We start from the raw sequence: 24,157 nt of genomic DNA, 5'->3' as shown, positions 1-24,157 counted from the left end.
GTGCCGGGTGCCGCCCGATGCGGGTACCCACCCCCTGGTCGCATCGCCGACAGTGTGCGGTCAGTGCTCGCGCGGCGCGGGTACCACGCGCTCCACCTCGGGGTGGACGGTGAGCAGTTGCCGCATGGCGGCCTCGGCGGCCGCGCCGTCACCCGCGGCGAGCGCGTCGACGATGCGGGCGTGCTGCGACAGGGCCGTGTCGTTCGGGCGGTCACAGCCGGTGACCGGGCCGCCGGAGACCTGGAGGGCGGCCGAGACGATCCCCGAGAGGTGCTCCAGCATGCGGTTGCCGGCGACCTGGATGAGCAGCGAGTGGAACTCCGCGTCGGCGCGCGAGAAGGTCAGGGAGTCGCCCTGCCCCATGGCGTGGCCCATGATCTCGACCATGTCGCCGAGCCGCTGCTGCACCTCCTCGCGCCCGTGTCCGGCGGCAAGGCGCGCGGCGAGCGGCTCGATGGTCCAGCGCAGCTCGCTCAGCTCACGGCGCTGGTCGTCGCGCTGCGGCCCGAAGGCACGCCACTCGATGATGTCCGGGTCCAGGAGGTTCCAGTCACTGACGGGGCGTACGCGTGTCCCGACGTTCGGTCGGGCACTGACCAGGCCCTTGGCCTCCAGGACGCGCAGCGATTCACGGACGACGGTCCGGGAGACCTCGAAACGCTGCCCGATCTCCTCGGGCACCAGCGGGCGATCGGCACCCAGGTCCCCGGAGACGATCATCTGGCCCAGCTGCTGGACGAGTTGGCCGTGCAGTCCGCGGCCGCGGCTGCCCGCGGCGCGCCGGCCGACGCGTCCCAGGTCCGGCTCCCCGCCCTCCCACGTGGGGGCGCCGACGCGGTCGCCGGCGGGCGCCTCGGCGTAGGGGTAGCGGTCGAGTTCGCCCGGTCCGGCCAGGCCGGAGTCTGCTGAGCGGGCGGCGGTCATCATGGTGTGCGCAAGGGTACTCACGGATCCTTTGTCGGCGCGCTCTCCAACTCCCTTGAGGTCTTTGGTGAAAAGCACACGAAAGGGTGATCGCTCACGGCGTCGCAATTGACGCCTTATCGGAAAGAAATGGGCGCTTTTCAGGGGAGTTGCGACACAGGGGGACCGGATCGGCACGGACTCCTTTCATCGGGCTCTGCTGCGCAGGGTTGTGATCAGGTAGGCGCACAGCAGGGCGGACAGGGACAAGGTCAGCGCCCCACCCACGGGTTGGGCGATCATGCGGGCCGCCGCGGCCAGGTACCTGTCCCCGCCGAAGGGCCACCGCAGCAGCACCAGGGCGGGCATCCGCTCGGCGAGGCCCTCCGCGGTCCGCACGGACGGCCCCGCCAGCGCCTTTTCGACCAGGGGTACGACGACGACGGGCACCGCGAGGACGGCGGCGAGCCCCGCGGTCGTGGACCGGAAGAGACCGGCGGCCAGCACACCGGCCCAGGCGCATCCTGCGACCAGCCCGCACCAACTCGCCGCGAGCGGAAGCCAGTCGGCGGGGACCTGGGCGACCTCCCGCCCGTAGAGGAGGCGGAGAGACACCAGGTCGCACACGGCGGTGAGGGTAGCCAGGACCAGCGCCGTGGCCCCGGCGACGAGGAGTTTGGCGGCGAGCAGTCCCAGACGGCGGGGGACGGTCCCGCGGGCCGCCGCCAGGGCGGGATGTCGGAACTCATCGCCGAAGGCGTGGGCACCCAGCAGTCCGGCGCCGAGCGCCGCGGGCGGCAACGGGAGCTGCTGCGGCCAGGCGGCCAGCAGGCGGCGCTGCGGAGTGTGCCCGGCCCGGGCGAGGAGGACGGAGAGCAGGACAGAGGTGACGAGGACGGCGGCCGCGGTGGCGTAGCCGGTGCCGATCCCGGCCGCGCGGCGCAGTTCGTAGCGCAGCGGGCGCAGGGGGCTCGGGACGGACCGGACGTCGACGGGCGGCGACAACGGGGGCAGGTCACCCGGTTCGGGTGCCCCGGCGGACGGGGCCGGAGCGGCCTCGGCGCCGGCGGTCGGGCCCATGTCACCGACCTCGTCGGCGAGTTGGTGAACGAGGATGCCGTGCCGGAAGGCGGCCTCGCCGATGTCGGCACACGTACTGCCGTACACCGACAGCCGGTTGCCGCTCTCCTGGACGATCTCCACCGAACGCTGCGCGGCCCGGGCCTCCTTGGCGAGCAGAACGCCGAGGCGGGCGGCGTGCGGGCTGCGGACGGCCACGCGGGGTCGCAGCCGGGTACGGGCGAAGTCGGCGGCCGGCTGGTCGGCGACGAGACGGCCCTGGTCGAGGGTGACGACGTGATCGGCGGTGCGCGCCGCCTCCTTCGGATCGGCCGTGGTGAATAGGACGGTGCCGCCCTGGGCCGCGTGCGCGCGCAGAGCACCGTGCAGCCAGCGCCCCTCACGGGCGGAGAGCCCGCCCGCGGGGTCGTCGAGGACGAGCGCGTGCGGGTCGGCGAGCAGGGCGCAGGCGAGGCCCAGGCGGCGGTCCATGCCACGCGAGAGGTTGCCCAGGCGCTCGTGGCGCAGGCCGACGAGTCCCACCGCGTCAAGGACCTCGTCGGCGCGGCGGGCCTCCACTCCCGCGGCCGCGCACAGCATGCGCAGTTGTCCGCGGACCGTGCGCGCGGGATGACCGGGGACATCACCGAGCAGCACGCCCACCTCACGGGCGGGCTGGGCGATGCGGTGCAACGGACGGCCCCGGAAGTAGGTGATGCCGCGGCCCGATTGGAGTTCGAGCATGAGCCTGAGCGCCGTCGTCTTGCCCGCACCCGAGGTTCCCAGTAGCGCGGTGACGTGGCCCGCGTGAGCCTCGAAGGACACGTCGTCGACGGCGGGCGGAAGGTCCCTGCGGGGGGTGCTGGTCAATCCGATCGCCTGGATCACTCGAAGCAAGATAGCGCGATATGCCCATTTTGTCGGGAACCTTGCGGGCGGACAGGCTCTTACTTTGATCAGACATAGGGTGATCGGACATATGTCCGGAGCTGACGTCGGCGACCGGAGGTCCACGACCGACGCCGACGGCGCCGGGAACTCACAGACGGCGGCCGGCTTCCGGCAGCCGACCATGGGTCGCGCTCCTGTGACGCCGCCGGTCAGACCTCAGGACGCAGCATCGGCGGGTTGAGCAGCGTGGCGCCGCCCGCGCGGAAGAGCTGTGCGGGGCGGCCGCCCTGCCGGGTCGTCGTGCCGCCCGTGGGGACGAGGAAGCCGGGCGTACCGGTCACCTTGCGGTGGAAGTTGCGTGGGTCGAGCGCCACGCCCCACACGGCCTCGTAGACCCTGCGCAGCTCGCCGACGGTGAACTCGGGAGGGCAGAAGGCAGTGGCCAGCGAGGAGTACTCGATCTTGGATCGGGCGCGCTCGACACCGTCCGCGAGGATCTGCGCGTGATCGAAGGCGAGCGGAGCCACCGGTTCGCCGGCGCGGCCGTACCCGCCCTGCTGGAGCAGCTCCTCGACCGGCGCCCAGCGGACGTTGCTGGCGTCACCGCCGGCGCGGGGCGCGGGCAGGTCGGGGGCGAGCGCGAGATGGGCGACGCTCACCACCCGCATCCGCGGGTCACGCTTCGGGTCGCCGTACGTGGCCAGCTGCTCGAGGTGGGCGCCGTTGTCCTGAGCCGGTGCGGACGGGTCGTGGGCCCGCAGCCCCGTCTCCTCGGCCAGCTCGCGTGCGGCGGCCTGCGCCAGGTCCTCGTCAGCCCGGACGAAGCCGCCCGGCAGCGCCCATCGGCCCTGGAAGGGCGGCTCACCCCTGCGCACCGCCAGCGCGCACAGGGCGTGGCGGCGCACGGTCAGCACGACCAGATCCACGGTGACGGCGAAGGGCGGAAAGGCTGACGGGTCGTAGGGCATGCCGCGATCATAGTCGTCTGCCTGACGATAAACACTCCCTTCCGTGACCGCTTCGGCGGCTGATCCACTTCTTTCCGATACAGGTCTCATCGACAGCCGCCCGCAGCGCTGCCGTGCCACGTCATCCGAGGTCACACCCCCAGCTGCAGCCCGTCGGCGGCCTCCTCCACCATGGCGAGGCCGAGCCGGCCCACGCGCACGGAGAAGGGTGCCCCGGCCAGCCTCAGTCCGGTCAGGACGATCTCGCCCAGCGGGGCGCTGCGGACCGGACACAGGGTCACCGTACCGGCGGGCGCGTCGGGACGGATTCCGGCGAGCGCGGTGAGCAGCAGCACCCCGGCGGCGGCCGCTGTGGCGGCGGGCCTGCAGGCCGCCGGATGCGGCAGCGGCGCGCTGCCTTCCGCCCGCGTCTCGCCGGCGAACATCTCGGGCAGCCGGTGTCCGAACGCCTCCGCCGCCGCCAGCATCCCCCCGAGCAGGCCTCCCGCCTCCTTCTCGTACCCGGCGGCGGCCAGTCCCGCGACGGCGACCGCCGTCTCCTGGACGCGCACCGCTCCCCCACGGTGTCCGAAGGGGTTGTACGCCGCCTCCCTGGCCGCCAGGCCACGCAGTCCCCAGCCCGAGTCCATGGCGGGGCCGCCCAGCAACCGCGCGAGCTGCTCGGTGCGCACCTTGTCCAGCAGTCCGGGCGCCAGGGTGCCGCAGCCGAGCAGCCCGGTGTCGAGGAGGTGTGCGGCGCCCGCGCCGAGGTGCGGTGCGAGGCGCCCGTCGCGGGTACGGGCGGCCGCCGGTCTGCCCCCCGACCGGTCCTCGATCCAGAAGTCCTCGCAGAACGCGTCGCGCAGCTCCCCGGCCCACTCGCGCAGGTCCGCCCCGCCCGGTCGCCCCCATGCGTCGAGCAGGTCGGCGCCGACCACCGCGGCGCGGTGGGCGTACGCCTGGGTCTCGCAGCGCAGCGGCCCGGCCGGCTGCGGGTCGGGGAGGTAGACGCCGTCACCGACGGTGGTGCGCAGCCACCGCAGACAGTGCTCGGCCGCCGGCAGCAGCTCCTCCGTCTCACGCTCGGGAAGCCCCCAGCGCCAGGCTTCCGCGAGGAGCACGGGGAACAGCAGGGTGGCCTCGGTGCCCGTGCAGCCCGGTGGCAGATGCGCTCCCGCGTCCCGGCGGGGCCCCGGGATCATGCCCGAGCGCAGGCCCGGGCCGCCGATTTGGGTACGGGCGAGGATCCGCAGTGTGCCCGCGGCCAGGCGAGTGCCGAGCGGCACCGTCATCCGGGCCGCCGCCAGGGACTCCGCGGGCGCCGGGCCGCAGCGCCACGGCGCTCCGGCCGCCAGCTGGATGTCGGAAGGGTGCGCGGGGTCCCGGAGCAGCAGGGCCCTGAGGTCCTCGACACAGGTGTCCAGCAGCGGCTGGACTCGGGGGTCGTCCCCGGTGGCGCGCGCCTGTGCGAGCGGGCTCGCCGCCCCGTGTCCCACCGCTCTGACCGGGACCGCACCGTCCGGCCGCAGCCGCAGCTCCACACTCCTCGTCCCGCCGGGCGGCAGTTCCAGCTCCCAGCGCAGGAGCCCCGCCGAGGCGAGGGCGTCCGTGGGGGGCGGTGCGGCCGTGACCGCGCAGTCGCCCTTGTGACAGGACCAGCGCAGCCCGGAGTCATGGACGGTGGCGGGGAGTTCGGGTCCGGTGCTGCCCGAGGCGATCTCCCCCAGTTCCGCGAGGTCCGTGCCGAGGGCCACCTCCACCGGCAGCCGCAGCGGGCGCGGGGCCGCGCTGTGCAGGGTGATCCGCTCCGTGCCGTCGGCGAACCGAACGCGCTCCACGACGACGTCCGGATCCGGTCCCGCGTCGGGGGACGCGTGCACCGTCCCCACGAAACGGGCCCGGTCGGCCGCGACCATGCGGGCCTGCACGGGAAGCGGCTCCCGCCCGGCCACCCGCACCTGGCAGCGGGAGAGCACGCGCCGGCCCGCTCGGTAGAACCCCTCCAGGCCCTGTCCCGTCAGCTGTCCCTGATCCGAGGAGATCGCAAGGCCGGGCAGGGCGACGCAGATCAGCGCGGTGTGGGCGGGCGGCAGGTCGGCGACTCGGCGCGGCGCGGCGGGCAGGGGCGGAGGGCAGGCCTGGGGCCGGTCGACGGGCGGGGCGGGAGCCGGCGTGCCGGCCGGCATCCACGACACGGCCGGTGGGGCCCCTCGGGAAGGCCGGGGCTCCGAGGGGCCGTGGCGGGGACGGCGGTTGCCGTCGGGGGTGGAGAACGGTGCGGGCAGGGGCATGAGGCGTCTTTCTCTGCGCTCGGTACGCCTGGGTGCGACCGGAGCCGGGTGGGGGGCTCCGGAGGGGGTCGTGAGCGATGCGGCGGCGCGACCCGAGCACGGGTTCCGCCACTCAGGTGAACGGATCGCGCCTGCCCGGGGTCACGCCCGTGAGAGGGAAGCCGACCGAACGGCGGTACACCGCCGGCAGGACGTGTTCATGTGCCGCCCTCCCCCGTACAGCGGCCGGGACGGCGGCGGGCACCGGACCGGCCGGTCGCCTCCTCCACCACCCGCTGTCCTTCGCCACCGGGCGGGATGTCGGCGGTACGCCGCCGACGGGTCCTGGCCTCCTCGGCGGGACCACGGGCCGGCCGGCTGCCACCGCTCGCCGGGCGGATCGTGCGCCTCCGCCGACGGGCGCCAGGGGCACGGGTGGGCTGCTGCGGGGCGGGCGCCCCGGTCGCGGCCGGGGGCGCGGCACCGGACGGGACCTCGGTCGTGTCATCCGGCATCGTGGCGGGCGCCCCCTCCTCCCCGTCGCGGCCCGTCCGTTCCGCACGCAGGCAGCGGCGGACGGTCTCCGGGTCGAGGCCCTCGTTGCAGGCCTGGTGCAGGAGGCGGGCGAAGAGGTAGTCCGGGTCCGCGCCCAGGGCCATGGCCAGGGCTTCACGGGCCTCCAGTTCGTCGCCGGAAGACCAGGCCACCCACCCGGCGAGCGTCAGCGGCGCGGCGGCGTGCTCGCCGTACGAGCCGACGCAGCGACGGGCCAGGGCGCGCCACAGCCGCAGCGCCACGGCGGCCTCCGCGCCCTCCATCCACTCCGCCGCGCGGTCGCGGGTCATGCGGTCCTGGAGGCCGACGATGAGGGCCGCGGCCTCGTCGTGCTCGAGCAGCTCGTCGTCGCGCCGGTCCGCCGCCGGGGCTGCGGACACCGGCGGGGCCTCGGCGAGCCGGGCCATGACCCGCTCGGCGAGTTCGAGTGTCTCGGCGGCCACGCCGTCGCGGGTGCCGTCGTCCAGGATCCTGCGGACGAGCGCCATGCTCGCGGCGTCCAGCGCGGCTTCCTGATCGAGCGCGGCCGCCGTCTCCCGGGGACTGAGCCTCGCCCGGAACTCCTTGAGCGTGCCGCGTACCTGAAGGCCCGCGTAGGTCGCGGCCGCGGCCAGGACGGAGGTCCCGGGCATGCCCAGCGGCTGCCCCTCGGAAGGACAGCAGCCGGGGCTTGGGCACACGTACGACCAGAAGCGGCCGTCGGAGAGGCACAGGGCTTCCACCACGGGCGCGTCGAGGCTGCCGCACGCGGTGCGCAGCGATTGGGCCAGCGGCCGGAGGCGCTCCATCACATCGCGTCCCGTCTCACCGCTCGACGGTTCCTGGACCAGATAGGCGACGATGCTTTCCGGCCGGGCACCTCTGCGCTCGCTGCCGGCCACCAGGCCGTGCGCCAACTGCTGTGCCGCGGACGGCCAGTCACCGGGCTGGGTGGGGATGCCGAGCCGTGCGCGCCCGCCGAACGTCCCCCGCCCGTCCCGGTCGTGCAGTGCCACCAGCACGATGCTGTCCTCCGGGCGGTACCCCAGCAGGTAGGGCAGGGCGTCTGCCAGCTCGGCCGGGGTGCGCAGCGTGACCTGCGTTTCGCCCGGACCTCCCGCCGAGCGGACGTGTCCTGCGTACGCGGTGGGCTCGCCGCTGTGGTGTGCGGATCCGTGCATGTCTCCGATGCCGGAGGGGCCGGCCGCTTCGTCGTGGTTCGTCATGCCGCGACCATCTCGCGGATCTTGGAATTCCGCTTGACCTGTGGACAACCATCACCATGGGCACGCCAGGAGTTGTCCACAGGCAGCCGGGCTCTCTCGCACGATGTCCGACAGATCGGGTTGCCTGGACGCCATGACCGACGAACACCTGCGCCCGACGACGGGCGAAGCCCCGCACATCGCGGCACACGACCCGTGGACCGCGGCCACCACCGGCCCGATCTCCCCGGCCACGGTTGACGGCGGCCCTCATGCCGCTGCCGACGCGCAGGGTCCGACAGACGGCGCAGGCCCCGGGCCGGCGGTGACGCCGGCCCGGGGCCCCTCGATGCGAACAGCTACGTCAGCCGTCGTTCTCCGACGACGGGATGTAGGCGCCGGGGACGTCCTTCGGCGCGTAGATCTTGCTGTCGCCGGGGTACGGCTTGGACCAGTTGTTCGTCTCGTACCAGGTGTAGCGGTTCATCTGCTCGGGGTTCGCGAAGTCGGGCACCGCCTTGGTGCCGGTCAGCCGCTGCTGCGACGCCCAGGCCTTCCACTGCGCCGCGACCTTCTGCTCGGCCGGCGGCACCGTCACCGACGTCTGCGCGGGCGCCGCCTTGGCGTCCTGCGGGGCCGGGGTGTCCGGGCCGCAGGAGGGCTGGGTGCTCAGGCCGAGGGTCAGCGAGGTCCGGTTCGGCTGCGCCGTGAACGGCGTGTAGTTCGGCTTCTGTGTGAACGCCCCGAACATCGGGGTGGCCGCGCTGTCCATCTGGTTCATCGGGTGGATCCCGAGGATCTGCTCGATGGTGCGGACCATCGTGATCTGCGAGTAGTAGTGGTTGTCGACGGTGCCGTGGTTGGCCCAGGGGCTGATGACCTGGACCGGGGCACGGTGGCCGTCGACGTGGTCGAGGCCGGCCTGGGAGTCGTCCTCGACGACGAAGATCGCCGAGTCCTTCCAGTACTTGCTGTGCGTGATCTCGTCGACCATCTTGCCGACCGCGAGGTCGTTGTCCGCGACCTCGGCTGCCGGGGCCGCCGGACCACCGGTGTGGTCGTTGGAGAACCAGAACATGTTCAGGTTCGCCGGACCGTTCTTCTCGAAGTCCTGCTTCCAGATCTGTTCCTTGTAGACATCCGGAACGCTGAGGTCGAACAGCGGGAAGCCGGGCACCGACACCTTGTTGAGCGACGGGATCGCCGAACCCGTCTGAATGGGGTAGGCGGTCTTCTGCCCGGTCGCCTCCATGTTCTTGGCGTCGCAGTACAGGTTCTGCCAGGTCGCGCCGGACGGCTTGCTCTCGATCGACTGGAACTCGCCGTAGTCCTTGACGGACTTGCCGGCCGCCTGGGCGCCGGTCCAGATGAACCCGGTCTTCTGGTGGCCGAGAACGTCGTCCTCGGTGTCGTAGCTGCGCGTGTACTCACCGGCCGACGACTCGGTGTACTCCGGGTTGTCGGACTGCATCAGCCAGTTGTGGCCCTCGGCGGAGTTGGTGCCGATGTCGTAGAAGTTGTCGTACAGCCCGAACTGCTGCGCAAGCGCGTGCTGGTTCGGCGTCACGTTCTCGCCGAACTGCGTGAGCGACGGGTTGCCGTTGCCCTGCGGCATGTCACCGAAGACCTGGTCGTAGGTCCGGTTCTCCTTGACGAGCAGGAAGACGTGCTTGATCGTCGAGGGGTCGCCGAGCCGCACCGGAACCGGCACCGGCTTCGCGTCGCTGTTGCCCTTCGTCGACTTCACCGAGCCGGGGGTCCAGCCGTTCTGCTTGAAGACCTTCGCCGTCTCGGACCTGATGACGCTGTCGTCCGGCAGCGTGAACTGTGTCAGGCTCGACGTGGTGTCGTGGGTGCCGTGCCCGGCCTTGGTGGTGGGGCGGCGGGCGTCGATGCCACGGGTGTTGGAGACGACGACCTGCTTGCCCACGGTGGCGATCTCTGCGGGGAAGTAGTCCGTCGGGAGGAGTCCGACGAAACCGGCCGGCTGCTGCGGGGAGGTGTAGCGGTAGACGGCGACCGCGTTGGCGCGGCCGAGCGTCACCAGCAGGTGACCGTCGTCGGTGAGCGTCACCGCGTTGGGCTCGTAGCCGACCGACGCCTCCGGCCACGGCTGGGTGGCGATGGTCTGGACGACCTTGTCGTTGGCGGTGTTGATGACCGACACGTTGTTGTCGGCGGTGTTGGTGACGAACACCGCGCCCTTCTTGGCGTACACCGCGGTCGGGTGCAGACCGACGTCGATGGACCCGACGGCGGCGGAGGGGTTCGCCAGGTTGATGACGCTGACGGTGCCGGTGGTGGAGGCACCGGTGTCCGGGTTGGCCGGCACCTGGGTGCCGTAGGAGTTGATCGTGGTGTCGCCGGCCTTGGCCGGACGCCCGCCCTCGTTGCTGACGTAGAGCTTGTTGCCGACCAGGGCGATGCCACGGGGGGCGTTGCCCACGGCCCAGCTCTGCTTGATGGTCCCGGTCGCCGCGTCGATGGCCACGACCTTGTTCTGGCCGTTGACCGCGGAGTACACGGTGGAGCCGTCGGCGGAGAACACCGCAGCACCCACGAGCGCGTGCTTGGAGCCGTCGGCCGGTATGGAGACGGTCGTCGGGTTGGAGAGGGTGCCGTCCGCGTTCACGGTGAACTTGGTGTAGCCGTCGCTCTGGCCCAGCCACAGCTGCGAGCCGTCGGGCGAGTAGGTCGGGCCCTCCTGGCCGACGGCGTTGCTGCTGATGCGCAGGTTCGCCGACGCCGAGTTACCGACCTTCTGCGTCACCTGCCCGGTCTTGAGGTCCATGATGACCAGCGCCATCCCACCGTCGGCGACCGCGGCCGCGAGGTGGCTGCCGTCCGGGCTGACCGACGACGACATGATCTTGCCGTCGTTGATGACGGTGCGGTTGCCGTACGGGGCGATGTACTGGTCGGCGGAGACGACCTGGCCGTTCGCGGTGACCTGGCCGACCTGCTGGGTGCCGAACTGGTGAGTGGAAGCAACAGCGGTGCCCGTGACGGCGAGGGCGACAGCGATGCCCGACGTCACCAGCACAGCCCGGCGGCCGACACGTCTGCCGAAAAGGCTGATCTGCTCCTTCTCGCTGTTTCGACGCTGCCGTGTTACCTGCATGGAACTATCCCTTCGAGGAGGTGTCGAGCAGCTCGACGTTGCCGTCGAACTGCCATAGGGGGTTCGGGGCGTCCCCGGTGGGGGTACGGACCAGGAAGTAGCCGTTCACTTCCTTCGGTCCGTCGCCGTCGGCCACGAACCGCCCGTCTGAGGCGACGTCAAGTTGGTAGATGGCCGTCCCTGCGGCCGTGACGCCGGGAAGGTGCCAGGTGACGACGCAACGCCAGTCGTTGCCCGCCCCTTGGGGGGCGACCTGGCCGTCGCCCTTGTTGCACGCCGCCGTGGCCTTCAGTTGCGCCTCGGTGACCGCTGGGCGGTGGAGTTGCTCGGTCTGTATGCGGTAGAGGTGGGCGAACGCCGTGGCGACCGACCGCTGGACCTTGTCCTGCTCGATCCCGGAGCCCGTCGACGGGGTCGCCGCGGCGACCACCGCGACGGTGACGGCGAGCAGTCCGACCAGCGGCAGGAGGCCGGTGGTGATCGCGCGGCGCCCGGAACCGTCGTAGGCCGAGTTGGTGAAGTCCCGCCGCAGGAAGAGCAAGTAGGCCAGCCCTGTCGCGAGCACTGCCCACACCAGGCTGACCACGATGCCGATCAGGAGCGGACCGGTCTGCGCCGGGCTGGTGAACAGACCGTTCCAGGAGATGAAGGCGTAGCCGGGCAGGGCGAGGCGCACGGCGACGGGCAGCGGCAGCATCTGGGCGACCTGCATCGCGAGCGCGACGACCGGGGGCAGCAGCAGCCCCATCGGGGAGCGGCCCAGGGCGACCGACCCGAGCAGTCCGATCGCGGCGAGGGCCAGGGTCGGCGCGAGGGCGCAGGCCCAGGCGAGCAGGACCTTGCCCGCGGCGTCCCCCGGCGTCAGCAGGTGGCCGTCGAGGCCGACCAGCGGCTGGTTGCCGACCGCCACGATCCCGCCGACCGTACTCGAACAGGCCAGCCCGGCCACGAGCAGCAGGATGACGGTGAGGCTCGCCAGTGCCTTGGCCGCGAAGATCCGCCTGGGCGACCGGACGGCCACGAGCAGGTGGCGCCAGGTGCCGAGCCGGTCCTCGGAGGCGAACACGTCGCCGGCGACCACCGAGGTCAGCAGCGGCAGCGCCCAGGTGCCCGCGAAGCCGAGCATCACCAGCGGCCCGGCCCACCCGGTGGCGTGCATCCAGCGACCGAACAGGGTGTCGGCGGGGAGCGTGCTCTGCCGGCTCACCCCGGCGACGAAGAGCGCCGGCACGATCCAGCAGGCGAGGACCAGCAGACGGATCCGCCATTGCGAGACCAGCTTGACCAGCTCGAAACGGTAGCCGCGCGCCACCGAGACGCGGGGAGCACGGGCCACGACGACGTTGTCATCGACGACGGTCGCGGTCATCGGGCGGCCTCCTGCTGCTCGGTGAGGGCGAGGAACGCGGCTTCGAGCGGCGACACCACGGGGGCGAGCTCGCGCACCGCGACGCCCGCGTGCACGAGCCCCACCACCAGTTCGTCGAGGGCGGGCACCAGCGCGCGCACCACGAGCACCTCCTCGTCGTGCCGTGCCCCGGAGTCGTCGACGACCCGTATCCCGGCGGTGTCGCCAGCCAGCCGGCGGGCGGCCTGCGCATCGGAGGTCCGCAACCGGTAGTCGAGTTCACGGTTCTCGGCGGCCAGCTTGCCCAGCGGGCCGGAGAAGACGACCCGTCCGGTGGCGATGATGGTGACCTCGGAGCACAGTGCCTCCAGGTCGTCCATACGGTGGCTCGAGAGCACGACGCTGGTCCCGTCCGCCGCGAGCCGGGTGAGGACACCGTGTACGTGTCTCTTGCCGGCCGGGTCCAGGCCGTTGGACGGTTCGTCGAGCACGAGCAGCCGCGGCTTGATCAGCAGGGCGGCGGCGAGCCCGAGCCGCTGGCGCATGCCGAGGGAGAAGCCGCGGGCCCGGTCGTCGGCGACATCGGTGAGTCCGACTTGGTCGAGTACGTCGTCGATCGCCGTCGTCCGAGCGTCGTGGCCGCGGAGCGCGGCCAGTGCGGCGAGGTTCTGCCGGGCCGTGAGCGAGGGGTAGAGACCGGGCCCGTCCACGAAGCCGGCGACACCGTCGGGAGCGGCGAACGCCCGTCCGACCGGCGTACCCAGGATCTCGAGGCGGCCGCTGTCGGCGACGGCCAGGCCCAACAGGAGGCCGAGCAATGTCGTCTTGCCGGCGCCGTTCGGTCCGACGAGGCCATGGATCTGACCTTGTGTCACATCCAGGTCGATGCCGTCGAGTGCGACGACGTCGCCGAAACACTTGGTGATGCCGCGAGCCCGGACTGCGAGGAGTCTGCCCATGGGTCCCTTCTTTCGAGTCCGCAGGGACCCTAGGGACGACACACAACCCAGACGCAGACGGCTGGCTGAACGTTCGCGGAACGAATCGTCAAGGCGTCGGCAAGTCGTGTGCAGGAGCAGTCGGCATGGAACCGGGCTCGTCCAACGCGTGAACGCACCACGTCCGTACGAAGTACCGTGGCGCGCTTCGAGGCGCCATCGGCACGAAGCAGGCGCCCGCGGCGCCCTCCGGTTCACTCTCCGTCAGGCACGTGGAAGCAGACGCTGCCGGAGGCTCGGCGTGCTGCAACAGGTCGCAGCCGGGGAGGGGACGCGGGCCGCGGGGAACTCAGCCTGCGACGGCGAGGACCATTGGAAGGACCTGTTCGCTGCCTGCCCGGCGCAGGAGGCGGGCAGCGACTGCGAGGGTCCAGCCGGAGTCGGTGTAGTCGTCCACGAGCAGGACGGGGCCGGGAGAGCCGGCCAGAGCACCGGCAAGCTTCTCAGGGACGGTCAGGGCGCCGGACAGCGCCCTGAGCCGCTGGGCGGAGTTGCTGCGGCGTGCCGTGTGCGCGCCACTCGGCCCGGTGTAGCTCAAGGTGCCCAGAAAGGGGAGGCGGCCGATGTCCGCGATGCCCTGGGCCAGGGAACCCACCAGTTGCGGGCGGGTCAGGGACGGCACAGCGACGACTCCCACCGGCCGGGCGGAGGCGTCGGAGGCGTTCGGCGCCCAGCCGCCCGCAGAGCGTGCCCAGTCGGCGAGGACCGCCACCGCCGCCCGCAGAACGTCGTCGGGAACCGGCCCGTCAGGTGCGTTCTCCGCCAGCAGCGGACGCAGACGGTTGCCCCAGCCGATGTCCGAGAGCCGTCCCAGGGCCCGTCCGGTGGAGCACTGCTCCGTGGCCGGGATGCGCCCCTTGAGGTCGATGCCCAGTGCGGGCATCCCCGTGGGCCACATGCGGCGCGGCTCGACCTCAACCCCCGGGCGGTCCAGTTCCTTCGCCGCCCCTGTCAACGTCTCCGCCGAAACAGCGGAATCGGCCCAGGGTCCTGCGCAGTTGTCACAACGCCCGCACGGGGCCGCGCCCTCGTCGTCGAGCTGCCGGCGCAGGAACTCCATCCGGCACTGGGACGTGCTCGCGTAATCGCGCATGGCCTGTTGCTCGGCAGCCCGCTGCCGCGCCACCCAGGCGTACCGCTCGGAGTCGTAGACCCACTGCGCGCCGGTGGACACCCAGCCGCCCTTCACCCGCTTGACCGCCCCGTCCACGTCGAGCACCTTCAGCATCGTCTCCAGCCGGCTGCGCCGTAGATCCACCGACGCCTCCAGGGCCGGCACGGACAGCGGCCGTCCCGCACCGGCGAGGGCCGAGAGGGTCTGCCGGACCTGTGCCTCGGGCGGGAAGGCGGTGTCAGCGAAGTACCGCCAGATGGCCTCGTCCTCCTTGCCCGGCAGCAGCAGCACGTCGGCGTGGGCCACGCCGCGCCCCGCGCGCCCCACCTGCTGGTAGTAGGCGATGGGCGAGGACGGCGAGCCGAGGTGCACCACGAAACCCAGGTCCGGCTTGTCGAAGCCCATGCCCAGCGCCGACGTCGCCACCAGCGCCTTGACCCGGTTCTCCAGCAGGTCGGCCTCGGCCTCAAGCCGGTCGGCGTTCTCCGTGCGCCCCGTGTAGGAGGCCACCCGGAAGCCGCGCTGCCGCAGGAAGGCGGTCGCCTCCTCGGCCGCGGCCACCGTCAGCGTGTAGATGATGCCGGAGCCCGGCAGCTCGTCCAGATGCTCGGCCAGCCAGGCCAGGCGGTGCGCGGCGTCCGGCAGCTCGACCACCCCCAGCCTCAGGCTCTCCCTCTCGAGCGGGCCGCGCAGCACCAGGGCCTCACCGGCGCCGGTACCCAACTGCTCGGCCACGTCCGCGGTGACCCGCGCGTTGGCGGTCGCCGTGGTGGCCAGCACCGGCACGCCGGGGGCGAGGTCGGCGAGCATCGCCCGCAACCGGCGGTAGTCAGGCCGGAAGTCATGGCCCCAGTCGGAGATGCAGTGCGCCTCGTCGACCACCAGCAGACCGGTCGTGGCCGCGAGCCTGGGGAGGACCTGATCGCGGAAATCCACAGAATTGAGACGCTCCGGGCTCACGAGGAGAACGTCGGTCTCGCCGCGCTCGATCTCCTCGTGGATGGCGTCCCACTCCTCCAGGTTGGCCGAGTTGATGGTGCGCGCCCGGATACCGGCCCGCGCCGCCGACTCCACCTGGTTGCGCATCAGCGCCAGCAGCGGCGAGACGATCACAGTCGGGCCGGAGCCGCGCCGGCGCAGCAGCGCGGTGGCGACGAAGTACACCGCCGACTTGCCCCAGCCGGTGCGCTGCACCACCAGGGCACGCCTGCGCTCCCGCACCAGGGCCGCCACCGCCTGCCACTGGTCCTCCCGCAACCGAGCCGAGCCCCCCGGGTCGCCGACGAGCTCGGCGAGGATGGCGTCGGCTTCAGCGCGGAGCTCGAGTTCGTCCATGTCCCCATGCAACCCGATGGCACTGACAATCGGCCACCTCACCCAGCGTGACCAGCAGCTCGCGAACGGTCCACGGCCACGCGCCGAGAGGCACCCGCCGGGACGGAGGGTGTTGCCACTGGTCCTCGCGTGCAGGAGTGATGCGGCCCTTCGCTGGGAACACACTGGGCAGAGAAGCAGAGGGGATATAGCCACACATCAGCAAAAACCGGTCGGCAGCCCCAATTGCTCGTTGCCGCAACCCAGTTCGACGGGAAGAATTGAGGTCCGCTCCCCGCACGGCTCGTCCGTGATCCGGCAGGGCTCTGCCGCGGTGTGCGCCCCCCAGTCCCACCCCGCCCGCGCTGTGGGCGCGTCAGCCGAAGGGAGGATCGTGACCTTCGGATTCGCTCCGTCCTCGGCGGCATCCCTGGCAGATTCCGCCGACCCGTCCGCCGCTTCCGCCCACCCGGTGGCTCGACTGCTCGAGCCGGCGGAGTGGGCAGCCGCCGAGATTCCCCTGCTGCGCAACCCCCGGGAAGTCGTCAGCGGGCTGCACGCCCGGCACCGGCCACGCCCCTCCACGGCCGTCGTGGCCGTCTTGGACCCGGAGGAACGGCTGTGCGCGAGCGCGTCGTTCACTCGCCGTCCCGCCCCGGCGGACGGATGGGTGTTCCGCAACGCGCTGCTGGCCCAGTTGCGCCGGGTCATCCCGCACGACCTGCGACGCCGGACGCCGGTGCGGACAGCGGTGCTGCTGTACTGCCGTGAGGGCGACACTCGGTGGACGGAGGAGGACGGCGCGTGGATGTGGGGCCTGCGCGACGCGTGCACATTGCACGGGCTGCGCTGTGGTGCGTACATCACGCTGACACGCGGTGGCTGGCAGGTACTCGGTGAGGACCGGGGGGGCCGCCGCCCGAACGCGGAGTCGACGCCCGAGGAGTTCGATCCGGCGGGCATGCCGCTGCAGCAGCCTCGCACCGGGGGCGCCTCCTCGGACCTGCTGCGCCGGGCCGCCGCCCGCTGAGCGGCACGGCACCGTCGCAGCGCCGCCGGGAGCGGCGACGTACGACGGCGGGAGGCCTCCGCACCACCGGCCCGTGAGTCCTCGCCTGGAGGCGGCGGCCGATCACGTCACCCCGTCAGCGAACCAGCCGCACACCGGAAGAGCACGGAACTCGCCCACGCCGGCAGCAGTGTCCACCGACATGCGTCAGGCCGCCGACCGATGTGCGTCACTGACCACCCACACCGGTGACCCGACCGCAGAAGGGCATGGCGAAGACAGCGCCGTCCCGGTGGCGCGGCGTCGCAGCTTCGGCCCCGGCGGCTGACGCCCGAACCGGCCACCCGACTCGGTCCGCGGCGCGAAGGGCGGGACGCGAGCGGACCGGGCCGGGCCGCTCAGACGCCGGCGCCCAGCACCGAGTCGATCTGCTTCGGGTCGCCGCAGACGATCAGCAGGGCACCGGACCTGCTGAGCGCCAGCGGAAGCGTGGCGGCCACGGTGGCGTCGGCACCGCCGTTGACGGCGACCACGACCACCGGTCGGGCGGCGGCACGGGAGGCCACCGAGGCGTCGGCGTAGAAGACGTCGTCACCGGCGTCGTGCTGCGCCCAGTAGGCGGCCTCACCGAAGGACAGTTCGTGCGCGGCCCATGGGTGCGGCTCGCCGGTGGTGATCACCAGCACATCGCCAGGGGCGCGACCGGACTCCAGCAGCAGGTCGACGGCTTCCTCGGCGGCATCCAGCGCACCCTCGGCCGAGGCCGGGATCAGCTGGATCTGCGGAGTGGAGGTGGAAGCGGACGGTCCGGGCTTGGCCGGCTCGCGCGGAGTGCGCTGAGCAGGCATCGGCCGGATGGGCCCCGGACGTCCGGGGCGGGCAGGGGCCGCGGGGCGGGGGCCCGGTACGGGACGGGGGGTCGGCGCGGTACGGCCGCCGGCCGGAGTGGCGCGGGGACCCTGGGCACTCTCGTGAATCTGAGGCTCCTCGGGAATGAGAGGCATGAGCTGATTTTTATCAAACGCCGAAGCGACCGGCCTCGGCGGGTGGCACGTCAGTGCGACCGGAACCGGTCAGAAGTCGAAGCCGAGCTGGCCCTCGATTTCCGGAACGCTTCCGTCCGCCCAGCTGCGGACCTTCTTGAGGTGCCGCCACTGGGGCAGCGCATCAAGATACGCCCACGACAAGCGGTGGTGCGGGGTGGGGCCCCGTTCCTCCAGTGCGGCCTTGTGCACCGGTGACGGATAACCGGCGTTGGCCGCAAAACCGAAGTCTGCATGGTCGATACCCAGTTCGGCCATCATTTTGTCGCGGTAGACCTTGGCTATCACCGAGGCCGCCGCGACCGCCACGCACGACCGGTCGCCCTTGATCACCGTACGGACCTTCCAGGGCGCGCCCAGGTAGTCGTACTTACCGTCGAGGATGACGGCGTCGGGGCGGACGGGCAGCGCCTCCAGGGCGCGTACCGCCGCGAGCCGCAGGGCCGCCGTCATCCCGAGGTCGTCGATCTCCTCGGGGGAGGCATGGCCGAGTGCGTAGGCCGTGACCCACGTCTGCAGCAGCTCGGCGAGTTGGGTGCGCCGCTTGACGGTCAGCAGCTTGGAGTCGGTGAGGCCCTCGGGCGGTCGGCGCAGACCCGTGACCGCCGCGCAGACGGTGACGGGACCGGCCCACGCACCGCGCCCCACCTCGTCGACACCGGCGATGACCTTCGCTCCGGTCGTTGCGCGGAGGGAGCGCTCGACGGTGTGAGTAGGTGGTTCGTACGGCATGGCGCCCTTAGCGTACGCCGCCGGGCTCGCCGTGCGACACCCCGGCTTCCCCGGGCAACGGCCCATGCGCCGGCGGCCGCCCGGAAGGAGGGCGACAGCACCACCGCAGCCGGGCCCTCGCGGCGTCCCGGGAGCCGGATCAGTCCCCCACCGGACGCAACAGCGGGATCATCAGCTGATCGATCATCTCCTCGATCTCCTGATCGCTCCATTCGCAGGCGCTAATTTTCGTGCGGTACATCATCATCGCCGGCATGGCGTCGAAGACATATCCGTTCGCGGCGTCGGGCCGCACTTCCCCCCGCTCGATTCCCTGCGTGATGACCTGGCGCAACAACCTGACGCTCGGCTCGATGACACCCTCGTAGATAACGCCCTGGAAGCGCTCGGCCTCCAGGGTGTCGCACTCGTGAATGACTGAGCGAAGAGCGAACCCAGGGCGTGAATACATGGCGTCGCGCGCCTGGCGGCACAGGGCCAGCAGGTCCTCCCGCAGGCTCCCGAGGTCGGGCGCCTCGTCGAAACGCGGCAGTCCGGCCTGGAGCGCGTCCGCGACGAGGTCCTCCTTGGACGGCCAGCGACGGTAGACCGCCGCCTTGCCGGTCTGCGCACCGGCGGCGACGCCCTCCATCGTCAGGCCCTTCCAGCCGACCGTGCTGAGCTGCTCGAGCGCGGCGTCGAGGATCGCACGTTCGAGCACGGCACCACGCCGGCGGAGCGAGGCCGGCCGGGAAGAGGCGGCCGTCCAGGACGAAGTACCCATCTGTGTTCTCCGTTGAGCAGCGGAAGCGGGGATTCCGAGGATAGGGCGAGCAGTTGGGCGACGCAGCACGGCAACGAAGTCAGTGAACGCTTGCGTTCACTGACGGGGACTCACTACCGTGTGGCAGGGAAAGTGAACGCGATCGTTCACTAACGCATTCGTGGGGGACCCATCGTGACAACCTCTCCATTGATCGAGGACCAGAAGCCGAAAGCCGCCCGCCGGGAGGGGCGTCCCGGCATCGCGCTCACCGTCATCGCGGCCTGCCAACTCATGGTGGTACTCGACGCGACGATTGTGAACATCGCGCTCCCGCACATTCAGGACGCGCTGAAGTTCAGCACGACCGACCTGACGTGGGTCGTCAGCGCCTACACGCTCACCTTCGGTGGCCTGCTGCTTCTCGGCGGGCGGGCCGGTGACATCCTCGGCCGGCGCCGGGTGTTCATGACGGGCATCCTGCTGTTCACCTTCGCCTCGCTGCTCGGCGGACTCGCCCAGGAGCCCTGGCAGTTGCTGGCCGCGCGTGCCCTGCAGGGCGTGGGTGGCGCGATCGCGTCGCCCACCTCACTGGCGCTGATCACCACCACGTTCGCCGAAGGCCCCGAGCGCAACCGGGCGTTCGGAGTCTTCGCCGCCGTCTCGGCCGGTGGCGGTGCGATAGGCCTGCTGACCGGCGGCATGCTCACGGAGTGGCTCGACTGGCGCTGGGTCCTCTTCGTCAACGTCCCCATCGGCGTGCTGATCGCCGTGCTCACACCGATGTACATCAATGAGTCCGAACGCCATCCGGGCCGCTTCGACATCGCGGGCGCCCTCACCTCGACGGCGGGCATGGCGTCGCTGGTCTACGGCTTCATCCGCGCCTCGGAGGACGGCTGGCGGGACAGGCTCACGATCGGGTCCTTCGCGGCGGCCGTGGTGCTGCTGCTGGCGTTCGCCTTCATCGAGAGGCGGGCCAGGGAGCCGATCACGCCGCTGCGGATGTTCGCCGACCGCAACCGCTCGGGCACATACGTGATCATGCTGAGCCTGGCCGCGGCGATGTTCGGCATGTTCTTCTACATCGTGCTCTTCGTGCAGAACGTGCTGGGGTACACGCCGATCTCGGCGGGCGTGGCCTTCCTGCCGGTGACGGTGGCGATCGTGATCGGCGCCGGCCTGTCGCAGCGGTTCCTGCCGGTGCTCGGCCCCAAGCCGTTCATGGTGGTGGGCGCGACGCTCGTGACGATCGGGCTCGGCTGGCAGACGCTGATCAAGCCCGACAGCTCGTACGCGGGCGGCGTGCTCGGTCCCATGCTGGTGTTCGGTTTCGGGATGGGCCTGAACTTCGTGACGCTGACGCTCACCGCGGTCTCGGGCGTCGCCCAGCACGAGGCGGGGGCGGCCTCCGGTCTGCTCAACGCCACCCAGCAGGTGGGCGGTTCGCTCGGTCTGTCGATCCTGACCACGGTGTTCGGGACGGCGAGCAGGGACGAGGCGGGCAGGCAACTGCCGAAGTTCCTGGCGAACGGCACGGCGGAGCAGAAGGCGGAGTTCGCCAAGACGCACCGGTTGCCGGCTCCATGGGGGAACGAGGTGCTCGCCCACGGCATCTCGACGGCCTTCGTGCCGGCCGCCGCGATGGCGATCCTGGCTCTGGTCACGGCCGCGGTGGTCATCCGGGTACGCAAGAGCGACCTGGAGGCCCTGGCGGGCACGGCAGGCCCGGCCGCCGGCTGAATGCCCCCGCCGTCGTTGTCCTCCGCTGCGCGCCGGAGGACAACGACGGCCGGACGCGACCGGGACAACGACGGCCGGACGCGACCGGGGCGGCGACGGCGAGGGAGCAAGATCCTGCGTCGGCGGGCAGCCGGCCGGCCCCGATGGCGCGATTCCGCTCAGCGTTCCCCGCCGGCTACGAAAGCGACGGCGCCCACTCCGGCAGCCGCTCCGTTCGCTCCAGCCACTCCCCCGGCGGAGCCCCCGCCTTCGCGGAGGCCACCACCCCGCCGACGATCGCGCACGTCGTATCCATGTCCCCGCCCACCTGGGCGGTGGTCCAGAACGCCTTCGGATAGTCACCGAGGGCGCGCGCGGCCGACCACAGCGCGAACGGCACCGTGTCGTGCGCCGTCGTACGCCGCCCGCAGCCGAGCACGGCCGCGACCGTGGTCGCGTCGCCGTAGTCCAGCATGTCCCGCGCCCGCCGCAGCCCCGCCGCGACGGCGCTCCTCGGTACCAGCGCGATCACCCCGTCGAGCAGGGCCTCGGCGTTCGGCGGTCCCGCCGGATCCGCGGCGAGGGCGGCCGCCGCGGCCACGGCCATGGCACCGGCCACGGCCTCGCGGTGCTGGTGCGTCGTGTACGCGGAGATCTCCGCCTGGTGGGTCGCCTGTTCCGGGTCGTCGGCGTACCAGGCGCCGAGCGGCGCGATCCGCATCGCCGCGCCGTTGCCCCACGATCCCTGCCCCTTGAAGAGCGCCGCCGCCAGCTCGCGCCAGTCGCCGCCCTCCCGGACGAGCCTCAGCAGGCGGCCCACCGCCGGCCCGTAGCCGCGGTCGAAGTCGTGGTGCTCGGCGAAGGAGCGGGCCAGCTCGTCCTGGTCGATGCGCTGGTGCGTGGCCAGCACGGACACCACCGAACAGGCCATCTCGGTGTCGTCCGTCCACTGCCACTCGCCCGGCGGCAGCTCGCGGCGCTGGAGGAGCGGATAGTTCGCGGGAACGAAGAACTGTGAGCCCAGCGCGTCCCCCACCGCGAGTCCGCGCAGACAGGCGAGCGCGCGTTCCAGGCGCCCGAGCGGAGAGAAGTCAGAGGTCATCGCCCTGCCACTCTAACCGGTGACCCAGTACGGATCCGGGTCGCGCCAACGGTCGAAGGGCCGGTCGAGCCGGTACTTGCCGTTCTCCTGCAGCAGGAGCATGCGCGTCTCGCCGTTCCCGGGGTTGGACAGCGACTCGAATTCCGCGACCGTCCAGTGGAACCAGCGCATGCAGAAGAGCCGCATGGCGAGCCCGTGTGTCACCAGGAGCACGTTCGGCGGGTGGTCGGGCTCCTCGAAGCTGCGGAAGAGGCTCTCCAGGAAGCCGCCGACCCGGTCGTACACGTCGGCGCCGGACTCGCCCTGCGCGAAGCGGTAGAAGAAGTGCCCGTAGGCGTCGCGGTACGCCTTCTGCAGCCGTACGTCCTCACGGTCCTGCCAGTTCCCCCAGTCCTGCTCGCGCAGCCGGGGCTCCTCGCGCACACGTACGAGATCGGGGTCGAGGTGGAAGGCGCGGAGCGTCTCATGGGTGCGGCGGTACGGGGAGACGTACACGCTGACGCGTTCCCTGCCGAAGAGCTCCCGCAGCCGTTTGCCCGTCTCCTCCGCCTGTCGCCAACCCCTCTCGGTGAGCGGCAGCGCGTGGTCGGGCTCGCGCTCGTACACCGAGTCATCGGCGTTCCCCACCGACTCGCCGTGCCGGACAAGGACGATGCGCCGTGGTCGTGCCATGCCAAAACCCTAGATCGAGTGACGGGTGAACGGGCAGTGGAGGGCCTCCATAAGGCGCAGGTCACACCGGAGCCACACCGAGAGGTCCGTCCGCTTTCCGAACGGTGGGCGTCAGACCGTCCACGTCGGCTCGAGCTCCACGATGTCCCCGGTGAGCGCCGCGACGTCCGCCTCCGTCTGTGCCCGCAGCGCCAGCCGCTCCACGCGCTCCTCCCGGTACTTGCCGTGCTCCGCCGCCGACTGCCACATGGACAGGATCACGAACTCATGACCCGGCGCCTCGCCGAAGAGTCCGCGGATCATGCCGGGCGAGCCCGCCATGGCCGGGTTCCAGACCTTCTCCTGCATCAGCGCGAAGTGCTCGGCGCGCTCCTCGTGGACCCGGCAGTGCGCGACGCGCACCAGGTCCGCGTCGGTGAAGCGGGGCTCGAAGCCGGTCTTCACATCGAAGCGGTGGTCGAAGAGCCGGACCTGCTGGTCCTTGAACGTGCCCGCCTGCGCGGCGGCCAGCCGGTCGTGCGAGCGCGCCATGAACGAGTCGTAGAAGGCGCGGCTCTCCCAGAACGCGAAGATGTGCGCCACGCCGGGCCTGACCCGGCTGAAACCCCCGCCCTGTCCCCGGAAGCCCGGCTCCCCCAGAAGCCCCGCCCACTTTCGCTGCCCCCGTTCGAAACCGCGGCGGTCGACCACGGTGCAGCGAATCCACTTGACCAGCACCGCGCCATCGTAAGGCCAGCTTGCGTGGCGTTGGTCACGCTCCCGCGCAGTGCACCCGAGCGAGCGCCCCGCGCGCGAGGCACAATGGACAACTGGCCCTCATGGAACGGGAGTTCCCACAAGGGCAGATGACAACGGGGAGGGAATGGGAGATGACCGGTCTCAACAAGGGCATCCGCAAGGTCGAACTCGCGGTGAAGTGGGACCCGAGTCCCTCCGACCAGCCGCCCACCGACCTCGACATCGTGGCCGCGACCTATCTGGCGGATGATCCCTATGGGGCCCCCGCCTATGTGGTGCACTTCGACAGCCGCTCCCCCGACGGCACGATCTACCTCAACCGCGACAGCCTGGACGGCAAGGGCTTCGGCTGGGACGAGGTCATGACCGTGGAGCTGTACCGGCTCGACGACCGGTACGCGCGTGTGGTGGTCGGCGTCGCCATCCAGCAGCGAGCCGGGCGCAGGACGTTCGTCGGCGTCCTGAACCCGGCGCTACGGATCCGCGAGGACTACACCGTGCTCGCCGAGGACGACTTCGGGGGCGTCCTCGGCTCCACGGCGGCGAGGGTGGCGGAGTTCGTGCGCGACTCCTCGGGGGAGTGGACGTTCCACCCGGGCGTCCACGGCTTCGACACGGACCCGGAGGGCTTCACCCGCGTCATGGGCCGCCCGCTGTCCTAGGGGTGTCGACGCCGAAGGGCGGCACGACCGG

The 24,157-nt window shown here is 71.8% G+C and carries 18 protein-coding genes; 3 read left to right on the top strand and 15 right to left on the bottom strand.

What is annotated here, in order from left to right; translation table 11 throughout:
- Nucleotides 1-60: 60 nt before the first annotated feature.
- The 9 genes from ACFYZE_RS12505 to ACFYZE_RS12465 all read right to left on the bottom strand — a co-directional run bounded on the left by ACFYZE_RS12505 (nt 61) and on the right by ACFYZE_RS12465 (nt 15,725).
- On the bottom strand, nt 61-948 hold the full coding sequence (locus tag ACFYZE_RS12505; RefSeq protein WP_388991595.1) for a FadR/GntR family transcriptional regulator: 888 nt from the start codon (nt 946-948) through the stop codon (nt 61-63).
- Nucleotides 949-1,110: 162 nt separating this feature from the next.
- The gene (locus ACFYZE_RS12500) at nt 1,111-2,850 is read right to left on the bottom strand and encodes an ATP-binding cassette domain-containing protein (protein ID WP_388991593.1); all 1,740 of its coding nucleotides are present in this window, start codon (nt 2,848-2,850) and stop codon (nt 1,111-1,113) included.
- Nucleotides 2,851-3,062: 212 nt separating this feature from the next.
- The gene (locus ACFYZE_RS12495) at nt 3,063-3,821 is read right to left on the bottom strand and encodes an NUDIX hydrolase (protein ID WP_263232473.1); all 759 of its coding nucleotides are present in this window, start codon (nt 3,819-3,821) and stop codon (nt 3,063-3,065) included.
- Nucleotides 3,822-3,952: 131 nt separating this feature from the next.
- Nucleotides 3,953-5,986, bottom strand: a complete 2,034-nt coding sequence (locus tag ACFYZE_RS12490) for a glycogen debranching N-terminal domain-containing protein (RefSeq protein WP_388991591.1) — start codon at nt 5,984-5,986, stop codon at nt 3,953-3,955.
- Between the two features lie 302 nt (nt 5,987-6,288).
- Nucleotides 6,289-7,830, bottom strand: coding sequence for a DUF4192 domain-containing protein (locus tag ACFYZE_RS12485; RefSeq protein WP_388991589.1), 1,542 nt, complete (start codon nt 7,828-7,830; stop codon nt 6,289-6,291).
- Between the two features lie 343 nt (nt 7,831-8,173).
- The gene (locus ACFYZE_RS12480; RefSeq protein ID WP_388991587.1) at nt 8,174-10,930 is read right to left on the bottom strand and encodes an alkaline phosphatase family protein; all 2,757 of its coding nucleotides are present in this window, start codon (nt 10,928-10,930) and stop codon (nt 8,174-8,176) included.
- A 4-nt stretch (nt 10,931-10,934) separates the two neighbouring features.
- Nucleotides 10,935-12,299, bottom strand: coding sequence for an ABC transporter permease (locus tag ACFYZE_RS12475; protein WP_388991585.1), 1,365 nt, complete (start codon nt 12,297-12,299; stop codon nt 10,935-10,937).
- Entirely contained in the window at nt 12,296-13,237 is a 942-nt protein-coding gene (locus ACFYZE_RS12470) for an ABC transporter ATP-binding protein (protein WP_388991583.1), read from the bottom strand. Before ACFYZE_RS12470 ends, ACFYZE_RS12475 begins: the two co-directional genes overlap by 4 nt.
- A 328-nt stretch (nt 13,238-13,565) precedes the next feature.
- On the bottom strand, nt 13,566-15,725 hold the full coding sequence (locus tag ACFYZE_RS12465; protein WP_388991581.1) for a RecQ family ATP-dependent DNA helicase: 2,160 nt from the start codon (nt 15,723-15,725) through the stop codon (nt 13,566-13,568).
- 373 nt (nt 15,726-16,098) lie between these two features.
- On the opposite strand from ACFYZE_RS12465, the gene ACFYZE_RS12460 reads away from it, so the two are divergent.
- The gene (locus ACFYZE_RS12460) at nt 16,099-16,734 is read left to right on the top strand and encodes a hypothetical protein (protein ID WP_388991579.1); all 636 of its coding nucleotides are present in this window, start codon (nt 16,099-16,101) and stop codon (nt 16,732-16,734) included.
- Nucleotides 16,735-17,111: 377 nt separating this feature from the next.
- Here the strand turns inward: ACFYZE_RS12460 and ACFYZE_RS12455 are convergent, their stop codons facing one another.
- From ACFYZE_RS12455 to ACFYZE_RS12445, 3 genes are all read right to left on the bottom strand, one after another.
- Entirely contained in the window at nt 17,112-17,717 is a 606-nt protein-coding gene (locus ACFYZE_RS12455) for a hypothetical protein (protein ID WP_388991577.1), read from the bottom strand.
- Nucleotides 17,718-17,786: 69 nt separating this feature from the next.
- Nucleotides 17,787-18,488, bottom strand: a complete 702-nt coding sequence (locus tag ACFYZE_RS12450) for a ribonuclease HII (RefSeq protein WP_388991575.1) — start codon at nt 18,486-18,488, stop codon at nt 17,787-17,789.
- Between the two features lie 139 nt (nt 18,489-18,627).
- A complete protein-coding gene (locus ACFYZE_RS12445; protein ID WP_388991573.1) occupies nt 18,628-19,251 on the bottom strand; it encodes a TetR/AcrR family transcriptional regulator in 624 nt (207 codons plus the stop codon).
- Nucleotides 19,252-19,425: 174 nt separating this feature from the next.
- On the opposite strand from ACFYZE_RS12445, the gene ACFYZE_RS12440 reads away from it, so the two are divergent.
- On the top strand, nt 19,426-20,973 hold the full coding sequence (locus tag ACFYZE_RS12440) for an MFS transporter (protein WP_388991571.1): 1,548 nt from the start codon (nt 19,426-19,428) through the stop codon (nt 20,971-20,973).
- Nucleotides 20,974-21,148: 175 nt separating this feature from the next.
- Here the strand turns inward: ACFYZE_RS12440 and ACFYZE_RS12435 are convergent, their stop codons facing one another.
- The 3 genes from ACFYZE_RS12435 to ACFYZE_RS12425 all read right to left on the bottom strand — a co-directional run bounded on the left by ACFYZE_RS12435 (nt 21,149) and on the right by ACFYZE_RS12425 (nt 23,443).
- Complete coding sequence (locus tag ACFYZE_RS12435) at nt 21,149-22,054, bottom strand: ADP-ribosylglycohydrolase family protein (protein ID WP_388991569.1); 906 nt, start codon at nt 22,052-22,054, stop codon at nt 21,149-21,151.
- A 12-nt stretch (nt 22,055-22,066) separates the two neighbouring features.
- Entirely contained in the window at nt 22,067-22,726 is a 660-nt protein-coding gene (locus tag ACFYZE_RS12430) for a histidine phosphatase family protein (protein WP_103841380.1), read from the bottom strand.
- Between the two features lie 111 nt (nt 22,727-22,837).
- Nucleotides 22,838-23,443: a YdbC family protein gene (locus tag ACFYZE_RS12425; protein ID WP_388991567.1), complete on the bottom strand. Its 606-nt coding sequence runs from the start codon at nt 23,441-23,443 to the stop codon at nt 22,838-22,840.
- Between the two features lie 152 nt (nt 23,444-23,595).
- On the opposite strand from ACFYZE_RS12425, the gene ACFYZE_RS12420 reads away from it, so the two are divergent.
- Nucleotides 23,596-24,126: a TerD family protein gene (locus ACFYZE_RS12420; protein ID WP_388991565.1), complete on the top strand. Its 531-nt coding sequence runs from the start codon at nt 23,596-23,598 to the stop codon at nt 24,124-24,126.
- The last annotated feature ends 31 nt before the right edge of the window (nt 24,127-24,157 follow it).

This window comes from Streptomyces sp. NPDC001796 (assembly GCF_042892355.1).
GTDB lineage: Bacteria > Actinomycetota > Actinomycetes > Streptomycetales > Streptomycetaceae > Streptomyces.
Note: the sequence above shows the minus strand (reverse complement) of the source record. Positions and strands in the feature narration are given on the sequence as shown.

Bases quoted from the DNA above. Each gene is read 5' to 3' on its own strand.
- ACFYZE_RS12495 (WP_263232473.1), bottom strand. From the start codon at position 3,821: ATGCCCTACGACCCGTCAGCCTTTCCGCCCTTCGCCGTCACCGTGGAT.
- ACFYZE_RS12490 (WP_388991591.1), bottom strand. From the start codon at position 5,986: ATGCCGGCCGGCACGCCGGCTCCCGCCCCGCCCGTCGACCGGCCCCAG.
- ACFYZE_RS12485 (WP_388991589.1), bottom strand. From the start codon at position 7,830: ATGACGAACCACGACGAAGCGGCCGGCCCCTCCGGCATCGGAGACATG.
- ACFYZE_RS12480 (WP_388991587.1), bottom strand. From the start codon at position 10,930: ATGCAGGTAACACGGCAGCGTCGAAACAGCGAGAAGGAGCAGATCAGC.
- ACFYZE_RS12475 (WP_388991585.1), bottom strand. From the start codon at position 12,299: ATGACCGCGACCGTCGTCGATGACAACGTCGTCGTGGCCCGTGCTCCC.
- ACFYZE_RS12470 (WP_388991583.1), bottom strand. From the start codon at position 13,237: ATGGGCAGACTCCTCGCAGTCCGGGCTCGCGGCATCACCAAGTGTTTC.
- ACFYZE_RS12465 (WP_388991581.1), bottom strand. From the start codon at position 15,725: ATGGACGAACTCGAGCTCCGCGCTGAAGCCGACGCCATCCTCGCCGAG.
- ACFYZE_RS12455 (WP_388991577.1), bottom strand. From the start codon at position 17,717: ATGCCTCTCATTCCCGAGGAGCCTCAGATTCACGAGAGTGCCCAGGGT.
- ACFYZE_RS12450 (WP_388991575.1), bottom strand. From the start codon at position 18,488: ATGCCGTACGAACCACCTACTCACACCGTCGAGCGCTCCCTCCGCGCA.
- ACFYZE_RS12445 (WP_388991573.1), bottom strand. From the start codon at position 19,251: ATGGGTACTTCGTCCTGGACGGCCGCCTCTTCCCGGCCGGCCTCGCTC.
- ACFYZE_RS12435 (WP_388991569.1), bottom strand. From the start codon at position 22,054: ATGACCTCTGACTTCTCTCCGCTCGGGCGCCTGGAACGCGCGCTCGCC.
- ACFYZE_RS12430 (WP_103841380.1), bottom strand. From the start codon at position 22,726: ATGGCACGACCACGGCGCATCGTCCTTGTCCGGCACGGCGAGTCGGTG.
- ACFYZE_RS12420 (WP_388991565.1), top strand. From the start codon at position 23,596: ATGACCGGTCTCAACAAGGGCATCCGCAAGGTCGAACTCGCGGTGAAG.